The following is a 17,523-nucleotide window of genomic DNA, read 5'->3' on the forward strand; positions in this document are numbered from 1 at the left end:
TAGGAGATGAAAAGGACTTTTACGTATTTATTCTTCTGTTGGAAAATTCGATGTGTCGTTTAGTTTGTATCGGAAATAACGAAGTTTATACTCTGAACAAGCGATTATTCTTAAATTTTCCACAGATATACACTCTCATCATTCTTTGTTACTCGTTTATTAAGATAATAAATATAAGGGCGAAACCATGAACGATGTCATTCGTGACTTTTTCAAAATGGAATCTGCAGGTGGTATTCTTTTAGTGATTGCAGCGGCAATCGCAATGACCATTGCCAACTCACCATTTGGTGAGACTTATCAAGCAATGCTGCATACTTATGTATTGGGTATGTCAGTTTCTCATTGGATCAATGATGGCCTGATGGCCGTGTTTTTCATGCTCATTGGTCTTGAAGTAAAGCGTGAACTGCTTGAAGGTGCATTAAAATCGAAAGAAACGGCGATTTTCCCAGCAATTGCCGCGGTAGGTGGTATGTTAGCGCCAGCTCTAGTTTATGTTGCTTTTAATGCGGGCGATCCGGAAGCAATTTCTGGTTGGGCTATTCCTGCAGCAACCGATATTGCATTTGCGCTAGGTATTATGGCGCTATTAGGCAAGCGTGTACCTATTAGCTTGAAAGTATTTTTGTTGGCATTAGCGATCATCGATGACCTTGGTGTGGTTGTGATCATTGCATTGTTTTATACCAGTGATCTATCAACAACGGCACTTGTGGTTGGCTTTATTATGACCGGTGTGTTGTTCATGTTGAATTCTAAAAATGTTACCAAACTTACGCCTTATATGATTGTCGGCGCGATTCTTTGGTTTGCGGTATTGAAATCGGGTGTTCACGCCACCTTGGCGGGTGTTGTGATCGGTTTTGCTATCCCATTAAAAGGCAAAAAAGGTGAGCATTCGCCACTCAAACACATGGAGCACGCACTGCATCCATACGTTGCCTTTGGTATTCTTCCTATATTTGCTTTTGCAAACGCGGGCATCTCACTGGAAGGTGTGTCACTGGCTGGTTTAACGTCAATGCTGCCTCTTGGTATCGCTCTAGGTCTATTGGTAGGTAAACCACTTGGCATCTTTACGTTCAGTTGGGTAGCGGTAAAAGCGGGTATTGCAAAGCTGCCTCAAGGTGTGAATTTTGTACATATCTTTGCGGTGTCAGTACTGTGTGGTATCGGCTTTACCATGTCGATTTTCATCTCATCACTGGCATTTGGTAACGTAAGTCCTGAGTTCGACACCTATGCTCGACTTGGAATCTTAATGGGATCAACAACTGCCGCGATCATTGGTTATGCACTGCTGCATTTCTCATTACCAAAGACGCCTGCTCAAGATGCATAAGTCTTAGACAGTCTAGTTATATGAAGAAGCCTCCCTACCGGGAGGTTTTTTTATGTATTGAATTACGCGCTGCTAGGCATTCACGCGATCCCGTGACATTGATGAAGAAGGGGGCTTAGAGCAGAAGAAGGAGCTGTACAAAATCGAGGGCGAAAAAAAGCCCAGATTAAAAAGTGTCTGGGCGGATACAAACATAGGAGTTAATAAGAAAAAGCAGCAATACAACAACTAGATGGAAACAAGTTTGACGGCCAGTAAAACTTAAAATGCACTAGTTGTTACATACATTCAGACCAGGCCAATTCCAATCAGTTCCATTTTTTTTCAAAGTTTTTTTGCACCCAGATATTTCTGCAAATTCATTCCCTTAATGGCTCACGCTCCTCAATCTGGTCAGACCAATGACTAAAAATGTGATGTTAATCATTTGTTAACTTAAGGTTTCGGAGGTATATTTCAAACAGTTGTTTAATACGAGTGATTGAAATGGCCCCGAGAAGTACAACAAAAGAAAAAATACTCGACATAGCCGAAGGGCTATTTGCGGAATATGGCTTCAATGACACTTCACTACGAACGATAACTGGCAAAGCGAATGTGAATCTAGCTTCGGTTAACTATCATTTCGGTGATAAAAAAACATTAGTAAGAGCCGTGCTTGACCGATATCTCGAGGCACTTATGCCTAGTATTAAGACATCATTAGTCGAATTGAATACGCGCGATGACTACAACATGGACGAAGTGTTTGAATCGCTACGCTTGCCTTTACGTGCGTTGAATGAGGTACGCCCGAATGGTACCGCATTATTCATGCTTTTGATTGGACGCGGTTATACCGATGTACAAGGGCATCTGCGGTGGTTCATTAGCACCAGATATGAAGAAGTATTAAACCTTTTCATATCCTCGATTATGAAAGCCAACCCAAGTTTGACGGAAGAGCAATTGTTCTGGCGCTTGCATTTCACATTAGGTACATGTGTTTTTACCATGGCGTCAAGTCAGGCACTAACAGAATTAGCAGAAAGTAAATTTGAGAAGGAAGTGGACATAAAGTCCGTTGTTGATTTACTGATTCCTTACTTGTCGGCTGGCATGTCGACCAAGTAGACATTGATAATGAATAAGAAAATTTAATCACCTGCGGTGAAGTGAACAAAAGGATCTGAACTATGAGCTCTCTACGAAGAAAATGGATTAGTGACCCAGCATTCAAAGTATTCAAAAAAGTACTCCCTCCACTATCGAGTACCGAAAAAGAAGCAATGGAAGCGGGGAGTGTATGGTGGGATGCTGAATTGTTTTCCGGCAAACCAGACTTTACAACACTGCATCATTATCCTAAGCCTGCCCTGTCATCAGAAGAGCAAGCGTTCATGGATAACGAACTGGAAACCTTACTAGAAATGTTGGATGACCAGAAAATCGTTAAGGATGACCGTGACCTACCACCACAGGTATGGGAATACCTACGTAAAGAGCGTTTTTTCTCACTGATCATTTCAAAAGAATATGGTGGTCGTGCGTTTTCTGCATTAGCAAACTCGACCATCGTCACTCGCATCGCAACTCGTAGCATTAGTGCAGCGGTATCAGTTATGGTGCCAAACTCACTTGGCCCGGGTGAACTACTGACCCACTATGGTACACAAGAGCAGAAAGATTACTGGTTACCACGCCTAGCCGACGGTACTGATATTCCTTGTTTTGCGTTAACAGGTCCAGAAGCAGGTTCAGATGCTGGCGGTATCCCCGATCAAGGTGTGGTTTGTTATGGCTCGCATGAAGGGAAAGAGGTACTGGGTGTTCGAGTAAGTTGGAATAAACGCTATATTACACTTGCACCAGTGGCGAGCGTACTTGGTCTCGCTTTTAAGCTACAAGATCCAGATGGGTTACTTGGTGATCAGAAAGATATTGGTATTACGTGTGCGCTTATTCCAGCGGATCACGAGGGCGTTGAAATTGGTGAGCGACACGATCCTCTAGGCTCTGCGTTCATGAATGGTCCAACTCGTGGTAATGATGTATTTATTCCAATGGACTGGCTGATTGGTGGCTCTGAATACGCAGGTAAAGGCTGGCGTATGCTGGTGGAATGCTTGTCGGCTGGACGAGGTATTTCTCTTCCTGCGCTAGGGACGGCGATTGGTCACCTTACTACACGCACAACAGGTGCCTACGCATACGTTCGTAAGCAGTTTGGTATGTCGATCGGTAAGTTTGAAGGTGTTGCCGAAGCCATGGGGCGTATCGGTGGCTTAACTTATTTATTAGAGGCGACTCGTACGTTGACAACCACTTCTCTTGATATGAAGGAGAAGCCCGGCATTGTAACCGCAATTGCTAAGTACCACATGACAGAGATCGCACGTACGATCTTAAATGACTCCTTTGACATTCATGCGGGGCGGGCGATTCAAGACGGTCCGATGAACTACCTAGCTAAGCATTATCTTGGTATTCCGGTCGCCATCACAGTGGAAGGCGCAAATATTTTGACTCGTAATCTAATGATCTTCGGTCAAGGTGCGACACGCTGTCATCCATACGTGTTGAAAGAAATGGAAGCCGCAGCAAACCCGGATACTAACCAAGGTGCGAAAGCATTTGATGATCTGCTGTTTAAACACATTAAACACGCAATGGGCAATACATTTGGCGCATTTGGAGCAGCATTAACGGGGGCACGTTTTGTCAAGGCTCACATGAGTGGTCCTACGCAGCAGTACTACAAAGACATCACACGTTTGAGCAGAGCTTTAGCAGTGAGTGCAGACTTTGCAATGTTAACGCTAGGGGGGGATTTAAAGCGTAAGGAGATGATTTCTGCGCGTCTTGGTGATGGTTTGAGTTATTTGTATATGGCTTCAGCAGCTCTGAAGAAGTACGAAGATGAAGGTCGTCAGCAAGGTGATTTAAATTTTGTTCACTATGCGGTGCAGCACTGTTTGTACAATGTATCAAAGTCATTGAATGAAGCTTACTCAAATTTTCCAGTGAAATATGTGGGTGGTGTACTAAAAGGCTTACTGTTCCCTCTAGGTAATCATTTTAAAGCGCCGAGCGACGAGCTATGTGTTGGTCTCGCGGAAGTAATGATGACGCCAGGGGTGCAACGTGACAGACTGACCAATTTGTGTTACATCGGAAAGGGTGAGGATGATAGCGTTGGTTTGATGGAGAACGCGTTCCTAGCGATGTATGATATCAAACCGCTTGAGCGAAAATTAATGAAGGCGGCGAAAGACGGCAAAGTGGCCCGTAAAGGCATATTGCATGACCGTTTACAGCAAGCCTTTGAAGCTGGTGTGTTAACAGAGCAAGAAATTGATCAAATTCTGGCTGCGGATAAATTGCGTAACAAAGCGATTCAAGTTGATCATTTTAGCCACGATTTCTCAGAAGTACGTACCAATAGCTCGAAGGGATCGAAATTAAACTCGGTTGCATAAGCTTTCTTCTTCCACCAACATAATCAAAGCACCTCCCAAGAGGTGCTTTTTTATGTCCTTTGGCCAGAGATTGACGATTGAGTGCTCCAACCACTTGCATTTTCGATGCCTTTTTACAGAAATTAGATGCGAAGTTACGACGAAACTTTTATCCTAGCAAGGTTGTTTAAAGGAAGTTGAATATGATCATCAAACCTAGAATTCGTGGATTTATCTGTACTACTACGCACCCAGTGGGTTGTGAAGCTAACGTAAAAGAACAAATTGCTTACACTAAAGCACAAGGCCAAATCAAGAACGCGCCAAAACGCGTACTGGTTGTGGGTGCATCAAGTGGCTATGGCCTATCTTCTCGTATCGCTGCGGCATTTGGTGGCGGCGCTTCAACTATCGGTGTGTTTTTCGAAAAAGAAGGCACAGAGAAGAAACCTGGTACTGCCGGTTTCTACAACTCAGTTGCATTCGAAAAGCTAGCTCGTGAAGAGGGCTTGTACGCGAAAAGCCTAAACGGGGACGCGTTCTCAAATGAAGCAAAACAGAAAACAATTGATTTGATCAAAGCAGACCTTGGTCAGGTAGATATGGTGGTTTACTCTCTGGCTTCTCCAGTACGTAAAATGCCAGAAACCGGCGAACTTATCCGTTCTGCTCTGAAGCCTATCGGTGAGACTTACACATCTACTGCTGTTGATACCAACAAAGACGTGATCATCGAAGCAAGCGTAGAACCTGCAACTGAGCAGGAAATTCAAGACACAGTAACCGTAATGGGCGGCGAAGACTGGGAACTTTGGATCAATGCACTCTCAGACGCTGGCGTTCTAGCAGATGGTTGTAAAACAGTGGCATACAGCTACATCGGTACTGAGTTGACTTGGCCTATCTACTGGGATGGCGCACTAGGTAAAGCGAAAATGGACCTAGATCGTGCAGCAGCAGCGTTAAACGAGAAGCTTTCAGCTACTGGTGGTACAGCAAATGTTGCTGTGCTTAAGTCAGTTGTGACACAAGCAAGTTCTGCAATTCCTGTGATGCCTCTTTACATCGCAATGGTATTTAAGAAAATGCGTGAAGAAGGCGTACACGAAGGTTGTATGGAACAGATTTTCCGTATGTTCAGCCAACGTCTATATAAAGAAGACGGCAGTGCAGCCGAAGTAGATGAAGTGAATCGTTTACGTCTGGATGACTGGGAACTACGTGAAGACATCCAGCAACACTGCCGTGACCTATGGCCACAAATCACATCTGAAAACCTGAAAGAGCTAACGGACTACGTTGAGTACAAAGAAGAGTTCTTGAAGTTATTCGGCTTTGGTGTTGACGGTGTGGACTACGAAGCAGACGTTAACCCAGCAGTAGAAACAGATTTCACTCAAATCTAAGCTACTTCTAATTGAATTAAAAAAGGCGCTCATTGAGCGCCTTTTTTGTGTCTTAAATCTTTGAGGTGAATGGTGCTACGTTGTCAGCAAAACTCTTTCAAAAGAGATTAACTCAGAATAATCAGAACAGTACCTGCGAGAGTCATTAAGATATTGGCAATCGCGTACGTACCAGCATACCCCAGTGCTGGGATTGTTGACTTCGCGTATTCGTTTACCACATCCATCGCTGGCGCACATGTTCGAGCTCCGATGATAGCACCAAAGAGTAGGGCACGGTTCATCTTAAGCACGTAAGCGCCAACAAGGTAAGCTAGAACGACAGGAACTACACTCACGATAAAGGCCAAACCAATGATCTGCGGGCCTACTTGTGTTAGGTGTTCAAACATCTTGCCGCCTGCGCTTAACCCAATCCCCACCATAAAGAACATTAAGCCCAAGTCTTTCACCATGTTCAGTGCGCCTTGCGGCACATAACCGAAAGTAGGGTGGTTGGCACGTAAGAAGCCTAGAGTGATACCTGATAGCAATAGACCAACCGCATTACCAAGGCTGAATGAGACTTGACCAAACGTCATCGTCACCAAGCCAAACATAATGCCTAAGATAAAGAAGCTACAAAATGCTAATAGATCTGCCATCTGGCTATGAATAGAGATGAAACCAATTTTTTCAGCAAGACCATGTACGCGGCTCTTTTCGCCACTCACTTGCAGAACGTCACCCTTGGCTAAAACGATATCTAAATCCATCGGCATTTCAATCTGAGCACGCACAACACGATTCAAGAAACAACCATATTCTGACAAGTTCAAGTCTGAAAGACGTTTACCAGCGATGGCATCACTTTTAACGACAATCTCTTCTTCGACAATTCGAAGGTCGAGTAGATTGCGGTCGAATACTTCTTTACCGTTACGGAAGCTTGGATCCAAACGCGCGTGGCTGTCTGGGAAGCCTACCAGTGCAATTTCATCACCCTCTTGCAAAATTGCGTCACCGTCGGGGTGGGCTAGGATACCGTTACGACGAATACGTTCGATATAACAACCTGTCTGGCGGTAAATGCCTAATTCACGTAGGTTTTTGCCGTCAGTCCAATCGATCAGCTCTGGCCCGACACGATAAGCACGAATAATCGGTAGGTAAACCTTGCGTTGGCTAGAGTGACCAAGGCCACGTTCCTGTGCGATTTGTTGTGCTGAATCCGATAGGTTTTGTTTTTGCAGTTTCGGTAACAATTTGGCAAACATGATCATACTGATCAAACCCACTAGATAAGCCATTGCATAACCAACGGATAGATTCTCTAACACTAAAGAGAAGTCCATATTACGTGGAATAGTGGCTAGGCCAGAGTTTAAGGCATCTTGAGCGCCGACTAATACTGGCGTTGCAGTGAGTGCACCAGCCATCATACCTGCAGACAAACCGAAATCGAGTCCCAAATAGTGACTACAGAAATAAGTCAGACTCACGGCGGCAACGAGTACAGTCATGCTTAAGATAAAGTAGTGCTTACCGTCTCTGAAGAAAATACCAAAGAAGTTGGGGCCAGCTTCAATACCCACACAGTAGATAAACAGCATAAAACCGATAGTAAGCGCTTCAGCGTTAAAAGAAAAACCAAGGTGACCCATTACAAGCGAAGTAATGAGAACACCAATCGAGTTACCTAACTGAAGGTTACCAAAACGAATTTTTCCAAAAGCAAGGCCAATGGCTAATACGACGAAGATTAGAAGAATGGGGTTTTGCTCAAGCAGATGTACGACGTCTATGTTCACAGTGTGGCTCGGTAGATTATGTGACCAAAAGTTATGAGGGAGGGATTGTAACTAAAAATAGCAAAAAGATAAGTGAAATATTTTAGGTTTTTCGATTAGTTGTTGCAGGGGAATAACGAAATGAGCGCCTATAAAAAAAGCCGCTAAAAGCGGCTTTTAACAATCAGTAAATGGTATTACTCGTCGAATAGACCTAGATGCTCTTTAGCGTAAGCTTCAAATTCATCACAACCACCGATGTGCACTTGGTCGATAAAGATTTGAGGTACAGTTTCTACTGGCTTACCTACTGTTTTCTCAAGATCTGCTTTTGAAATACCTTCTGCGTGGATATCAACGTAACGGTAATTGAAATCATCCCGTTTTGCTTTAAGCGTTTCTGCGTGCTCTTTCGCACGAACACAGTAAGGACAAGCAGGACGGCCAAAGATAACTACGAACATATACTTATTTCTCCTAATCTATTCTTTTTGAAAGCGTAGTAACTACCTTTTCAGGGCGCTTTCGTTTCTTGGGACAACTATGCCTTATCCCGAAGCGGAAATAAAGCAGCAATTGCCTGTTGATTCGATAGGTAAAATCTATCGTATAGATTTCATACACAAGTGAATTAAAAGCAAGCATAAGATGAGCGGTTATAGTCTATTTTGACTCTGTGAGGCGTCCCATAAAAACACAGATTAAATAGGGTTAATGGTTGCAAGGTGCACTTGGTCAACTTTTTTTTGCTCAATACATAGCACTCTATAGTTAAGTGTTTTTGGGGGAGGTGCGTATGTTTCAGTTTATGACTGCGACAAAGATTATCTTTGGAGAAGGAGCGCTACAGTCTTCGTTGTCAGTAATCAACCAATATGGCTATAGTGTTTTGCTTGTCACAGGAAAAGATAAGCAAAGAGCAAAACCAATCATTAATTATCTCAAAGCGCAGAATATGCGTTATCAACATGTCGCAATTTGTGGAGAACCTAATATAACGATGGTTGAAGAGACCGCTGTTATAGGAAGGAAGTTTAAACCCGATATGGTTGCTGCTATAGGTGGGGGGAGCGTGATTGATATGGGGAAGGCGCTTGCAGCCGTTATCCCTAATCAAGGCGATGTTTATGATTATGTTGAAGTGGTTGGACGAAACGTACCACTAAAAGCGAAACCGATACCTTTTATCGCAATTCCTACGACGGCAAGCACAGGTTCGGAAGTGACACGAAATGCAGTACTTAAATCCGGGCAAGACCAAGTGAAAGTTAGTCTAAGAAGCCCTGATATGCTTGCAGACACAGCGATTGTTGATCCAACGTTAACCTATGGTACCGATCAATATACTTCTGGTCGGGGAGCAATGGATGCTTTTACACACTTGATGGAGGCTTATGTTTGTGGTGATCCGAATCCATTGACCGATATGGTGTGTGAGGAGGGCTTAAGGCGTTTGAGCCGTTCGGTGATTGCAGGTTGTAAACAGGACAACCATAAGGCTCGTTCTGACTTATCTTTTGCCGCTTTGCTCGGTGGTATGGCGATTACCAATGCTAAGTTGGGAGCGGCTCATGGATTAGCATCTGCGTTAGGAGGGAAACTCGACGCTCCGCATAGCGTGATAACCGCAAGATTAGCGCCACACGTGATGCAAGAAAATATCAATGCGGCTAAGAAAGCAGGAAGATCAGATGTCGTGAGCCGCTATAAGAAATTGGCTCAAATCGTTACCGAGAGGGCAAATGCGAATGAATATGATGGCGTACTGTGGGTGAAAATGGTCTCTGATAAGCTAGAGTTACCCCAACTCGGTAAGTATGGAGTCTGCCAAACTTCTTTTGAGCAAGTGGCCGAGGATGCCCTTAAGTCGGTGGCAATAAAAGGTAACCCGCTGCCACTTAATCAAGAGAGGTTGGTGTATATTTTACGTCAGGTATGTGATTGCAGTGGCGAATGCTTTGCTGCACCTGAACATCAAAAAAGTACAGTTGAAGTGCTGGAATCAAAGTCGGATTTATCCAGCGTTTAACCTTATCAAAAACAAAGGGAACTCAATGGCTCCCTTTGTTTTTAGGTATTAATATTGACTGAGCTTGTCGTAGCGACTGTCTTTCAATGCGTCCTTTACACGCTTTAGGTTTTCCCGGAACCCAGCTCCGCGACGTAGCGTAAAGCCAGTGGCCAACACATCGATTACCGTCATCTGAACTACGCGGCTTGCCATTGGCATGTAAACGTCGGTGTCCTCAGGGACATCTAGGGTAATAGCTAACGAGCTTGCTTTTTCCAACGGCGAATCTTTTGCTGTAATTGCGATGACTGTCGCTCCGTTTTCACGAGCAAGGTTCGCAATCTCTACTTGGCTCTTTGTTCTGCCTGTATGCGAAATAAGTACGACCACATCGTTGTCACTGCAATTAATACAGCTCATTCTTTGCATCACAATGTCTTCAAAACAGGTGATTGGAATGTTAAAGCGAATAAACTTGTTTTGAGCATCACGAGCGACCGAAGAAGAGGCACCTAGACCAAAAAATGAGATTCGTTTTGCTTGCGTCAATAGGTCTACAGCTCGATTCACTTGCATTGCATCTAAGCTATTTTTTGCTACATCCAAACACGCCATTGTGGATTCGAAAATTTTATGCGTGTAAGCATCGGGACCATCGCTTTCTTCAACGTTACGGTTAACGTAAGGTGTCCCATTCGCAAGGCTTTGTGCAAGGTGGAGTTTAAAATCTGGAAAACCTTTGGTATCCAGACGACGGCAGAAACGGTTAACGGTTGGCTCACTCACGTCCGCCATTTTAGCTAACGTGGCAATGCTCGAATGAATCGCAGTTTGTGGAGACGCCATAATCACTTCTGCGACTTTGCGCTCTGATTTACTGAAATTCTCCAGATTTTTTTGAATTTTTTCTAATGTATTCATAGTGTTCACGAGGGTATAGAGAACAACTCGCTGGTTCTGTTAACAGTGGATACATCATCGTATCTAGGTCGAGAGAGGCGTTAACAAAAGCGACCAGCGCCATAAAACCAGTATAAACCTGAACCACAATCTGGCTAAAACAAATACGGTTACTATTTAGCGAGAATTTGACAAACCTCAAACAAAATGTTCAATAAAATACAGAATTGAATGTGAGATCGTGCCTTTGTACTCTTAGTAGCACAGTATTGATGTTTGAGTTACACCAAAAACGAAAGAAATTTTCAAATTGGTGTAACTCACACAGAAGGTTAAGAATTGAAAATGTCGTGGACAGTATCTTCAATTTTTGTCATTAAACTCGGTGTTTGCAGAGCAATTTCTCTTTGCTCTTCAAGCACCGAGTTAAGAATATCTTTGGTAGTCAATGGGTTAGCTAAGACGACGCGAAATACGATGGTATCCATACGTTGCCATTGGGCTGGGTTTAATCGAGTACGAGACACAAATGACTTGCCCGTTTCACGTTGACGCTTCTGAATAAACTGTGTGAGTTGGTTGATCAACTCGTTGAGTTTTTGTTTTTGTGCGCCTTGTGCTTTTTCTAGTGCCGCGCGCATATTTGCTGGTAAATAGCGGTAGGTCAGTAAACAAAGCTCTGGGTCCGAGACCAGTTCAAAATCATCTTGCTGTTTGATTAGATCTGCAAAGTAACGTGCTTTCTCAATACTTTGGTCTATTAGCAGTTCATAGCCTGGACGGCTGATGATGTGCATTGCTGCATAAACTAGCATGGCCATTCCCGAGCGTGAGCCTTCAAGCGTATGACTGCCTAGGTCTTTTGAACCTTTACGCAGAATATATTGCGCGTGATGCTCTACCGATTTCATTGCGTCGGGATCTTTGAAAAGCACCATTCCAGCACCCATAGGTATATAGAGCTGCTTGTGGGCATCTATTGTTACCGAGTCTGCTAACTCAACGCCATCAAGTAGCTGACGGTAATGATTCGACATCAACGTCGCACCACCCCACGCAGCATCAACGTGGAAATGGCAATTATGCTCTTCGCAAACTTGTGCGATTTGAGGAAGAGGGTCAACATTACCCGTTTCTGTGGTACCGGCCACACCAACAACCGCAAATGGTTTGATGTTTTGTTTTTCTAACTCTCCAATCTTGGCCTTCAGATCGTCAACAATAATGCGGTTATTTGCGTCAGTCTTAACAGCAACTAAGCCATCCTGACCAAGGCCCAATACATCCGCTGCTTTTTTCAGAGAGTAGTGGCCTCGCTCAGATACAAGAATCGCTAAACCGTCGTAGCCATAATGCTTCATGGCTTTAAACAGGCCTTCTTTCTCAACACCTTTAAATGAACCATCGGCTTTGAGTGCTTTGTTACGAGCCACCCAAAGTGCGGTTATGTTAGCAATCGTTCCCCCAGAACAAAACGCACCAAGTGAGTGATTTGCGCTGTGCATCCACTTGCTATAGAAATCGTCGTTTTGCGCATAGATAAGACGATGTAGCATACCTAACACCTGACGCTCCAACGGCGTGAAGGCTTTAGATGTCTCGATTTTTACTAAGTTTTGGTTCAACGCTATCATGATCTTAGAAAGCGGCATTAAGAAGTAAGGCAGTGCCGATGTCATGTGACCGATAAAGCTAGGTGCCGAAGTATGAACCGAGTGGGAAACTAAAGTATCGAGCAGATGTTCAGTGTGGGCAGAAACAAATTCTGGTTGTTCCGGGATCTGAGCAGAAGAAAAGTCTTTCTCTATTTCATGTAAAGGCTTTTCTTCTGCCACGATGTGTTCGCGAAGAAACTGGTTTAAGTTTTGCGAGAGACTTAGTTCTATTTTTGTCAACGTAGAGTCTGGACCTTCAGGAATTGTGAAGATCTTTAGCAAGCTCTCGAGGCTAACGTCAGCGGTTTTTTGTTCCTTAACCATAGCAAAGAATCTTTGTAGTTATTTGGTAATGCGAGCGGTACAATCTAAACCAAAACGGGCGCAATGTCCCGTTTTTATTATTGAAATGAATGTTGCCTAAATGGAATGTCTAGGGAAGTTAATTGCACTTCTGCTGTTCAATTTTAATAATTGATTGATTGTATTTGTTCAGTGCAGTATCAATCTGTTTTGGGTGGCTGAGTAAGTCCGCAAATGCTGAGCGAAGTTCGTAGTTTTTTGGATGATTGGTAGACTGGCGATCATTGAAAGTTCGTTTTGCAACCTCTCCCAGCTTGTCGCTACGAGTTGCCAGTTGCTTGACATCATGTTGTTCAAGTTTTAGCCATGCTTCGATTGGTTGCTCGGTGGCAACGCGGCTTGGCTCATTTTTGAGGAAATAATGAACGGCTTCTCGATTTAATTCGAAATGGTGTTTTCGACCTTCCAAAAACCATTGGCTTACTTCGACCAATTCTGGGTACTGAGAGACAGTCAAGTCGACAAGATCCTGATACCACTGCAATGAAGCACCAACATAACCGTCATATTTGTTAGACAGGCATTGTTGATCTGCAGCAAAAGTTAAAGTTGAGCTGGTAGCCAGTAACGCGGCAACGACAAAGCGTTTCATTGTTATTCCTTCTGTTTGTTCTACCTGAATAGCATCGATATGCAAGGTTAGTGATAATGACTATATTTGCAAGCTTACACGCGATATTAGGTTGCTCAGGTGGCGTAATTTTTGCCGTATTGTAATGGATGTTAACGAGTATTCCTGAGATCTAGCTAGCAAGTGATACAAAGAAAAGCATCATGACAGGAACAAGTAGGCTTAGGATAAAGCCGCTAACAATCGCAACAGGCACACAACGAACCCCCCCTGTGGTTTGAATCACGGGTAGAGTGAAGTCCATTGCAGTAGCGCCAGCATAGCCAATGGCGGTGCAAGGGTAACGACGAATAAATAGTGGAATTGCCACGAGCGCAACTAATTCACGCATCAATTCGATTAAGAATGACGCACCACCGAAAACAGGCCCAAAAGCATCACCCATCAAAATGCCAGCGAGTGAATACCAACCAAATCCTGAAGACATCGCAAGCGCTTTATACAAAGGTATATCAAGAAAAACAGAAGCCATTGCTCCGCCTATCATACAAGTGGCAATTATGATGCTAGCAATCGCCATTCCTTGTTTATTAAGCAAGATTTGTCTTAATGTGAGGCCACTGTTGCGTAGCTGAATGCCAATAAAAAACAGGAGGAGAAATAAAATCCATTCACTGGCGGTGTCTACCCAAGAAAGCCCTATCGGCAAGAGAAGGCCAAGTACTAATCCTCCGCCGACAACGATAATGAGCTTACAGGATTCCAGCACCATTGAAGATAAAGGAAGATTTTTTTGAGATTGATCGGTCTGCAATGGAAGCAATTTATCAACGATAGGTAAAGCGCATAGGTTACATAGGCTCAAGCAGACAAAAAAGGTACCAGCATAAAGTAAAATGGTCTGTAAATTACTGCCTAGGTTGTCTAATGCCGCTAAGCTCAAGCCCATTAAAGACAATATGACATAAATGAGGTACGACGTTGATTGATTTATTTTCTCAAGAATCGAAGCACGAGAAATTGGTATTAAATACCCCACAACAAGTGGGGCGAAGATAAATAACATCCCTGAAAACATAAAGCTCAAGCATTCCTTATGAGGCAAGTCGAGTAAATTAAACCCTCATGCATGATGACGGGGCATTAGATTTTACGGGACTGTGTATTGTTGATGTAATAATTAGAGACCGCTGGTACGTAGAACGTCGTTGATTTTATTTTTGAAGAGCGTGTCATTCATGTTGCTTAAATCAAACAAAACTTCAGCGCCAGTGACATTAAATTCGACTTCGTGGTCTTCAATTCGCTCATCTTGACTGCGGAACATCAGCAAGTGATTGGCAATTCGCGCGATGTCTAAATAGCTAACATCAGGTCTGATTTCTTGATACTTTTCATTCGATGAGACTTCTCTAAAGTCATTATCAAACCCCCAACTTTCCAAAACCAGTTTACTGGTCGCTGAGCAACGAGTTTGGAAAATTTGCAAAGCAATATCAGCGTCGAGGTAATTCCCTTTATCCAAGTAAAGGTGGTATTCGCTAATTAAGCAGAATAAGCCTATATCCGCTAATAAACCGACCAGTAATGCCTTTTCTTGTTCAAGGTGCCCATAAGTGTCAGGCTCATGTTTACGAAACTCTTGAGCCACCAGTACCATGGTGGCACCAAGCTCTCGTGAAACCGCAGCACTTTTCATCAATATAGCGTTACACTCTTTAGTGAGATTAACGGAATGTTTGAGCTGCTCAATCGATTGAGCGGTTACGATGTCCCTTACTCGAAGAATTCCAAGGCGCGAAACGGCAGTCGTCAAGTCCGTACATGTGATGTTGCGACGATTGAACATCACGGAATTGGCAACTCGAATAACTACAGCTGCAAGACCAGGGTCTTCTAAAAGTGCGTTAGCAATTTCAACAATAGTTGTACTTTCATCGGTACAAAGTGTTTGAATTTTTAAGACGACATCAGGGATGGGAGGGAGAGAAATTTTCCCTGTAGAAATCGATTGCTCTACTAACTGAGCGAACTCTGACTCCAGTGCTTTTATGAGCTTGTCTTTATTATTTGGCAGCCAAAAAAATGATAAATGTTCCATTAGAATATTGTGCTAGAGAGCTTTCATACATTTTACCTCCACAGCGTGTGACTTTTCAATCAAATGCGCAATCGATAACGATAGTTTTCACGTTTAGCATATGATTATGTGATTATTGATACGTGAACCGTCAAAAAAATAGCGTTCTAATTGTCACTGGTGTGATTTTCGTCACATGTATTGAGTTTGTGATTTGGCATCTGTGACGGAGATCCTAACTTATTTTTTAACGTTAAGTATGATTGACTTAGTTGGTAAGCACAATTCACATAAATATCGCCAACATATCGACATTTTTTTATTCGCAACAAGCTGCTGTTTATCTGGTGACATCGCTAATCGGGGTAATTTATTCAGATTAAAGAGGTCAATGGACATGACAGACCAAGCTTTTTTTAACTATGTAAGTAATTTTAGTAAGTATCAGAAACGCTCAATGTTCGGCGGAATAGGTTTGTTTAGTAATGATGCCATGTTTGCTCTAGTAAGTAACGATAGTTGTTATTTACGTGGTGGAAATGGCTTAGACAAAGAATTTACTCAACTGAACTGCGAAAAATATAAGCACGTCAAAAAACAAACGACGGCAACGGTAAATTATTATGATGTAACCGAGCTTTTTGATTCGGAATTTTCGGGATTGGATGCTCTATTACAAAAATCGATAGATTGCTCAATTAAAGAGCGAAAGTACCAGAAGTCTTCTGAAAGCAGACGCTTGCGTGATTTACCAAACATGCAACTCACTCTTGAACGCATGGTCAAGAAAGCGGGTATTGATGATGTTGATACGTTTTTGTCAATCGGACCAGTAGAAACATTTAATAAAGTGAAAGCGGCATACGGTAGTGATGTTGATGTGAAGCTTTTATGGAAGTTTGCCGGTGCGGTTGACGGTGTGCATTGGAAATTAATCCAAGAGCCGCGCAAGAAGCAACTTCTGGCTATGTGTGAATAAACGATACCGAAGTGGTTTTAAATAAAACTGGTTAACGATGTATACGAGTTGAGGCAACGCGCTCTGAATCTTATATCTTGGAGTCACTTGGGCATATAGCGTTTATGACGATTGACTCGTTTAGGATGAAGTAGGTGAGTCATAAAAGAGAGAATTGAAAGCGGACGAAGGGAAATGGATGCTTTGACTACTTCGTCGAGTTCGTTATCTCAAAATAAAAAACCGAGGCATTACCCTCGGTTTTTATGTTTAGTTCTAATGCTTAAAACTTGAAACGGGTAGTGAACATTACCTGATCACCATAGAAGTCGTTGATACGCGCTTCAGCACCTAGAGAAAATAGCTCTGTAGAGTGGAAACGTGCGTAAGCAGAACCCATCCAATCATCGTCATTGTCAATAGACACGTAACCCACTTTTCCGCCTACTTCTAGTTGAGGCCCAAGCCATTGGCGCACTCCTAGGTTAAGTTCCATTCCAACGTCAGTACTACTAGAAGAGGATGGTTGTACAACCCGCATCAGCATTGCACCAGTTAGATCTGCCCAGTTATTGAGTGGTGAGTGGAAACCAAAACCTGCGGCAGAATCGAAATCGCTTTCGAACTCAGAGTCAATACGAGCGATGATGTGCGCGTTTGGGTGAATTGATTTACTAAAACCAGCACCAAATGTTAAAGGGCTTGCACCAATTCTTGCTTCGAAGTAGTCGTAGCTAAAGTTGCTCATGGTTGCCGGGGCGTTGCGATCGTTTGCGGCAAGCGCGTGGCTTGATGCCAACAAAAGGGCTGTGGCTAATAATGTTTTACGCATAACTAACGATAAACCTTGTTCAATGTTTCCATGGATTCAAGTAACCACTTGAACCATATTCTAATTTATTCGACATCATAATAAAAACCATGGTCTACGACCATTAAAAATATGTCGATGTTTTGTCAAATGATGCCATTGTGCTAGTTTCTGAGCAAAAATCGTGCCGCGATGTTAAGGTGATAGATTTAATTAT

At 43.1% G+C, this 17,523-nt stretch carries 14 protein-coding genes; 6 read left to right on the top strand and 8 right to left on the bottom strand.

Annotation, left to right across the window (positions count from 1 at the left end; all coding sequences use genetic code 11):
* The first annotated feature begins 187 nt into the window (after window positions 1–187).
* The 4 genes from nhaA to fabV all read left to right on the top strand — a co-directional run bounded on the left by nhaA (window position 188) and on the right by fabV (window position 6,188).
* On the top strand, window positions 188–1,345 hold the full coding sequence (nhaA, locus tag ACVA54_RS06220; protein WP_099078721.1) for a Na+/H+ antiporter NhaA: 1,158 nt from the start codon (window positions 188–190) through the stop codon (window positions 1,343–1,345).
* A 486-nt stretch (window positions 1,346–1,831) separates the two neighbouring features.
* A complete protein-coding gene (locus ACVA54_RS06225; protein ID WP_099078722.1) occupies window positions 1,832–2,458 on the top strand; it encodes a TetR/AcrR family transcriptional regulator in 627 nt (208 codons plus the stop codon).
* Window positions 2,459–2,520: 62 nt separating this feature from the next.
* Window positions 2,521–4,803 carry an acyl-CoA dehydrogenase gene (locus tag ACVA54_RS06230; RefSeq protein ID WP_446649464.1) on the top strand — a complete coding sequence of 761 codons (2,283 nt, stop codon included), beginning with the start codon at window positions 2,521–2,523 and terminating at the stop codon, window positions 4,801–4,803.
* Between the two features lie 182 nt (window positions 4,804–4,985).
* Window positions 4,986–6,188 carry an enoyl-ACP reductase FabV gene (gene fabV, locus ACVA54_RS06235; RefSeq protein WP_119463331.1) on the top strand — a complete coding sequence of 401 codons (1,203 nt, stop codon included), beginning with the start codon at window positions 4,986–4,988 and terminating at the stop codon, window positions 6,186–6,188.
* Between the two features lie 107 nt (window positions 6,189–6,295).
* Here the strand turns inward: fabV and ACVA54_RS06240 are convergent, their stop codons facing one another.
* Together ACVA54_RS06240 and ACVA54_RS06245 are read right to left on the bottom strand one after the other, a co-directional pair.
* On the bottom strand, window positions 6,296–7,978 hold the full coding sequence (locus tag ACVA54_RS06240) for an aspartate:alanine antiporter (RefSeq protein WP_099078725.1): 1,683 nt from the start codon (window positions 7,976–7,978) through the stop codon (window positions 6,296–6,298).
* 176 nt (window positions 7,979–8,154) lie between these two features.
* On the bottom strand, window positions 8,155–8,421 hold the full coding sequence (locus ACVA54_RS06245; protein WP_099078726.1) for a GrxA family glutaredoxin: 267 nt from the start codon (window positions 8,419–8,421) through the stop codon (window positions 8,155–8,157).
* Between the two features lie 332 nt (window positions 8,422–8,753).
* Here ACVA54_RS06245 and ACVA54_RS06250 point away from each other — a divergent pair, with 332 nt between their 5' ends.
* The gene (locus ACVA54_RS06250) at window positions 8,754–9,986 is read left to right on the top strand and encodes an iron-containing alcohol dehydrogenase (RefSeq protein WP_119463330.1); all 1,233 of its coding nucleotides are present in this window, start codon (window positions 8,754–8,756) and stop codon (window positions 9,984–9,986) included.
* Window positions 9,987–10,034: 48 nt separating this feature from the next.
* Here the strand turns inward: ACVA54_RS06250 and ACVA54_RS06255 are convergent, their stop codons facing one another.
* From ACVA54_RS06255 to ACVA54_RS06275, 5 genes are all read right to left on the bottom strand, one after another.
* Window positions 10,035–10,889, bottom strand: a complete 855-nt coding sequence (locus ACVA54_RS06255; RefSeq protein ID WP_099078728.1) for a MurR/RpiR family transcriptional regulator — start codon at window positions 10,887–10,889, stop codon at window positions 10,035–10,037.
* Window positions 10,890–11,200: 311 nt separating this feature from the next.
* Window positions 11,201–12,847, bottom strand: a complete 1,647-nt coding sequence (panP, locus tag ACVA54_RS06260) for a pyridoxal-dependent aspartate 1-decarboxylase PanP (RefSeq protein ID WP_099078729.1) — start codon at window positions 12,845–12,847, stop codon at window positions 11,201–11,203.
* A 118-nt stretch (window positions 12,848–12,965) separates the two neighbouring features.
* Window positions 12,966–13,478 (bottom strand): hypothetical protein, encoded by a 513-nt coding sequence (locus ACVA54_RS06265; RefSeq protein WP_446649465.1) that lies wholly within the window; start codon window positions 13,476–13,478, stop codon window positions 12,966–12,968.
* A gap of 151 nt (window positions 13,479–13,629) precedes the next feature.
* Entirely contained in the window at window positions 13,630–14,535 is a 906-nt protein-coding gene (locus tag ACVA54_RS06270; RefSeq protein ID WP_099078731.1) for a lysine exporter LysO family protein, read from the bottom strand.
* Window positions 14,536–14,637: 102 nt separating this feature from the next.
* Window positions 14,638–15,558 carry an HDOD domain-containing protein gene (locus tag ACVA54_RS06275; RefSeq protein ID WP_099078732.1) on the bottom strand — a complete coding sequence of 307 codons (921 nt, stop codon included), beginning with the start codon at window positions 15,556–15,558 and terminating at the stop codon, window positions 14,638–14,640.
* A 370-nt stretch (window positions 15,559–15,928) separates the two neighbouring features.
* On the opposite strand from ACVA54_RS06275, the gene ACVA54_RS06280 reads away from it, so the two are divergent.
* Window positions 15,929–16,516: a TfoX/Sxy family DNA transformation protein gene (locus tag ACVA54_RS06280; protein ID WP_099078733.1), complete on the top strand. Its 588-nt coding sequence runs from the start codon at window positions 15,929–15,931 to the stop codon at window positions 16,514–16,516.
* Between the two features lie 262 nt (window positions 16,517–16,778).
* Here ACVA54_RS06280 and ACVA54_RS06285 read toward each other — a convergent pair whose 3' ends face one another.
* Window positions 16,779–17,327, bottom strand: a complete 549-nt coding sequence (locus tag ACVA54_RS06285; protein WP_099078734.1) for a hypothetical protein — start codon at window positions 17,325–17,327, stop codon at window positions 16,779–16,781.
* Window positions 17,328–17,523: the final 196 nt, after the last annotated feature.

The organism is Vibrio sp. PNB23_22_6 (assembly GCF_052877535.1).

Coding starts and splice junctions, on each gene's coding strand:
- ACVA54_RS06250 (WP_119463330.1), top strand. CDS start 8,754: ATGTTTCAGTTTATGACTGCGACAAAGATTATCTTTGGAGAAGGAGCG.
- ACVA54_RS06265 (WP_446649465.1), bottom strand. CDS start 13,478: ATGAAACGCTTTGTCGTTGCCGCGTTACTGGCTACCAGCTCAACTTTA.
- ACVA54_RS06275 (WP_099078732.1), bottom strand. CDS start 15,558: ATGGAACATTTATCATTTTTTTGGCTGCCAAATAATAAAGACAAGCTC.
- ACVA54_RS06230 (WP_446649464.1), top strand. CDS start 2,521: ATGAGCTCTCTACGAAGAAAATGGATTAGTGACCCAGCATTCAAAGTA.
- ACVA54_RS06270 (WP_099078731.1), bottom strand. CDS start 14,535: ATGTTTTCAGGGATGTTATTTATCTTCGCCCCACTTGTTGTGGGGTAT.
- fabV (WP_119463331.1), top strand. CDS start 4,986: ATGATCATCAAACCTAGAATTCGTGGATTTATCTGTACTACTACGCAC.
- ACVA54_RS06245 (WP_099078726.1), bottom strand. CDS start 8,421: ATGTTCGTAGTTATCTTTGGCCGTCCTGCTTGTCCTTACTGTGTTCGT.
- ACVA54_RS06285 (WP_099078734.1), bottom strand. CDS start 17,327: ATGCGTAAAACATTATTAGCCACAGCCCTTTTGTTGGCATCAAGCCAC.
- panP (WP_099078729.1), bottom strand. CDS start 12,847: ATGGTTAAGGAACAAAAAACCGCTGACGTTAGCCTCGAGAGCTTGCTA.
- ACVA54_RS06280 (WP_099078733.1), top strand. CDS start 15,929: ATGGACATGACAGACCAAGCTTTTTTTAACTATGTAAGTAATTTTAGT.
- ACVA54_RS06255 (WP_099078728.1), bottom strand. CDS start 10,889: ATGAATACATTAGAAAAAATTCAAAAAAATCTGGAGAATTTCAGTAAA.
- ACVA54_RS06225 (WP_099078722.1), top strand. CDS start 1,832: ATGGCCCCGAGAAGTACAACAAAAGAAAAAATACTCGACATAGCCGAA.
- nhaA (WP_099078721.1), top strand. CDS start 188: ATGAACGATGTCATTCGTGACTTTTTCAAAATGGAATCTGCAGGTGGT.